At 64.2% G+C, this 2,944-nt stretch carries 4 protein-coding genes and 1 pseudogene; 1 reads left to right on the plus strand and 4 read right to left on the minus strand.

What is annotated here, in order from left to right; genetic code table 11:
- A partial coding sequence (locus tag VGF12_RS07260; protein WP_331175373.1) for a diguanylate cyclase domain-containing protein occupies positions 1-250 on the plus strand: 250 nt, incomplete at its 5' end.
- Here the strand turns inward: VGF12_RS07260 and pncB are convergent.
- The 4 genes and pseudogenes from pncB to VGF12_RS07280 all read right to left on the minus strand — a co-directional run.
- The gene (gene pncB / locus VGF12_RS07265) at positions 247-1,458 is read right to left on the minus strand and encodes a nicotinate phosphoribosyltransferase (RefSeq protein WP_331175374.1); all 1,212 of its coding nucleotides are present in this window, start codon (positions 1,456-1,458) and stop codon (positions 247-249) included. The two genes, VGF12_RS07260 and pncB, sit on opposite strands and share 4 nt — an antisense overlap.
- 292 nt (positions 1,459-1,750) lie before the next feature.
- A complete protein-coding gene (locus VGF12_RS07270; protein ID WP_003290130.1) occupies positions 1,751-1,921 on the minus strand; it encodes a general stress protein in 171 nt (56 codons plus the stop codon).
- Positions 1,922-2,134: 213 nt separating this feature from the next.
- Positions 2,135-2,368, minus strand: a complete 234-nt coding sequence (locus VGF12_RS07275) for a hypothetical protein (protein WP_043297534.1) — start codon at positions 2,366-2,368, stop codon at positions 2,135-2,137.
- A gap of 56 nt (positions 2,369-2,424) precedes the next feature.
- A pseudogene (locus VGF12_RS07280) lies at positions 2,425-2,944 on the minus strand (nitric oxide dioxygenase); the annotation flags it as partial.

Consider the following 2,944-nt stretch of genomic DNA (forward strand, 5'->3'; position numbering starts at 1 on the left):
TCTGCAGCAGGCGCACCGGGCGCTCGCCCGGCTGGCCGGTAACGGTCTGGGCGTGCGCCCGGATGGCCAGCCATTGACCGCCAGCATCGGTCTTTCCGAGCGCCTGGCGGATGTCGCCGAGGACTACCGCCAGCTGCTGGAACTTGCCGACCAGCGCATGTACCAGGCCAAGTCCGGCGGCCGTAACCGCCTGCACGGTCACGCTGAATACACGATGGTCCAGCCCGTGACGGCGGTGCTGGAGCGCTAGTCCGCGGTTTTGGCGACCGGGCTGTCGACTACCGCGAAGACATGTCGCAGGTAGCTGACGAACGCCGGGTCGCGGCACAGGGTCTTGCCCGGCGAGTCGGAAATCTTCGCCACCGGTTGGCCGTTGCACGCCGTCATCTTGATCACCATGTTGGTCGGCTCCACGCCGGCGATGTCGCAGGTCAGCCCGGTGCCGATGCCGAAGCTCGGCCGGCAGCGCCCGGCCAGCGCCCGCAGGATCGTCAGCGCGCGGGGAAAGTCCAGACCGTCGGAAAACACCAACTGGCGGCTGCGCGGGTCGATGCCCAGGCGGTGGTAATGGGCGATGGCTTTCTCCGCCCAGATCAGCGGGTCGCCCGAGTCATGGCGCAGGCCGTCGAACAGCTTGGCGAAGTACAGATCGAAGTCGCGTAGGAAGGCATCCATGGTGATGCAGTCGGTCAGCGCGATCCCCAGCGCGCCACGGTATTCCCGAACCCAGCAGTCCAGCGCGGCGCGCTGGCTGTCGATCAGCCGTGGGCCGAGCTGCTGGTGCGCCATGATCCACTCGTGCGCCATCGTGCCCATCGGCCGCAGATCGAGCGTGCGCGCCAGGTGCACGTTGCTGGTGCCGACGAAGTCGCCGGGGAACGACTGCGCGAGGCGCTCGACCACCGCGGTCTGCACTGCATAGGAAAAGCGCCGACGGGTGCCAAAATCCGCCAGCTTGAAAGCGGCCAGTTCCTCGAGCGTGGCTTGCTCGCGCAGCCAGGCGCACTTGGCGTCCAGCCGCTCGAGCGCCTGCTCCGGCCCCACGTGCGGGTAGCGGGCCCGATTGCGCACCTCGCTGATGATCGCCAGCAGCGGCACCTCGAAGAGGATGACGTGCAGCCACGGGCCGCGCAGGTGGATCACCAGTTCGCCCGCTTCGACTTCCAGGCGCACGTAACGCAGGTCGAAGCGAAACAGGCCGAGAAAGCGGATGAAGTCTGGCTGCATGTAGGGGATGCGTTCGAGGAAGGCCAGTTCTTCGGCGTTCATTGCTAGCTCGGCAAGCGCCTCGATCTGCTCGCGTACCGCGCTCAGGTAGGGGCTGAGGTCTTCTTCCGAGCGGCAGCGGAATGCCCACTCCACCTCGGCGTTGGGGTAGTGATGCAGCACGGCCTGCATCATCGTCAGTTTGTAGAAGTCGGTGTCCAGCAGACTCTGGATGATGGCGGGGTTGTTCACGGTGGCGTTCCTGGCTGCGGTGCCATGCACCTTGCCGCTCCGAACAGCATCTGGCAAGAACGCTGCCGGCGGGGAAAACAAAAGCGCTAATTAATGGACCGATATACGGTAAATCTGGCTGTCGGGTTTTTGTCCTGTCGGAAAGTTGTGAATTCAATGAGTAGAGCTGTTGGCGGAATAATATTCGAGTGCCATCAATAAAATACTGAAAGTTCGCAGTGGTTAATTGCGGCTAATAAAAAAGGCAAGAGCCGAAGCTCTTGCCTTTTTACTACAGGTGTCGGCCGCTTTGTCAGCTGCTGCGGCCACCGCCGTGGCTGTTCTGGCCACCCTTGCGGCCTGCCTCGGAGGCCTTCTCGCGGTCGTTGGCGAAGTTGCCGCCGCTGTTGTGGCCGCCTTTGCGGCCGGCTTCGGATGCTTTCTCTCGATCGTTGGCGAAGTTGCCCGGGTTGTTATTTGCCATGTCTTTTTCTCCTCAGTTGGATAGAGACTTTGGAAACGGCCAATGAGAGAGATTCATCAGCCTTCATGGTTTCAGAGGACCGGGCTGCGATGGAAGTTTCATTGTTTCAGCGATGGCGGACGAATGGTTTTCCCTATATCGCTCGTGCGTATGGCGCCGTGCAATTACAGCGAAACGGTAGTTGCACTTAAAGGTTCTCTGAAACTTGCCGCGTCAGGCCGCCAGGGCGAGTTGGCGCTGGGCCAGCAGGCGTATGACGTAGCCGATCTTCAGTGCAGTGGGGCCGAGGATCACCAGCGCGTGGCAGGCGACCACCAGCGGCAGGCGCAACCACTGATCGAACAGATAGGCGCCGCTGACGCCCAGCAGCAGGAGCAATACGCCGCCGAGCATCAGCGCGCTGGCCAGATGGAGCAGGTGTTGCGGGTCCCAGTTGCGTTGAAACATGGTTCACCTCCGTCAAGGCAGGAGAGGGAGCCCGCGCGGGCGCGGGCTCGGTGGGTTCATTCGAGGGCGCTGGCCGGGCCGAAGAACTCGTAGCGGGTCTGCCGCTCCGGTACGCCGAGCGACTTCAGCTGGCGCTTGACCGCCGCCATGAAGGGCTTGGGGCCGAGGAAGTAGGCGTCCACGTCGCGGTCCTCCGGCAGCCACGCGGCCAGCCGGTCCTCGGTGAGCAGGCCGACGGCGTCGGGCGCGGCGGCTTCGCCTTCGTGTTCGTCGTAGCAGTAGAAGCGCCGCAGTTGCGCATGGCGCTCGGCCAGGGTGTCCACCGTGCGCCGGAACGCATGCACGCCGGCGTTGCGCGCGCAGTGGATGAAGTGCACCGGGCGCGCGGTGGCCAGTGCCTGTTCGAGCATGGCCAGCGTCGGGGTGATGCCGACGCCACCGCTGATCAGTACCAACGGTTTGTCGCCGGGTTGCAGGGTGAAGTCGCCAGCCGGGGCGAACAGCTCCACCACCGCGCCTTCGTCCAGCGCATGCAGGGCGTTGGAGACGACGCCGCCGGGCTCGCGCTTGACGCTG

Source organism: Roseateles sp. (assembly GCF_036404855.1).
GTDB lineage: Bacteria > Pseudomonadota > Gammaproteobacteria > Burkholderiales > Burkholderiaceae_C > Pelomonas.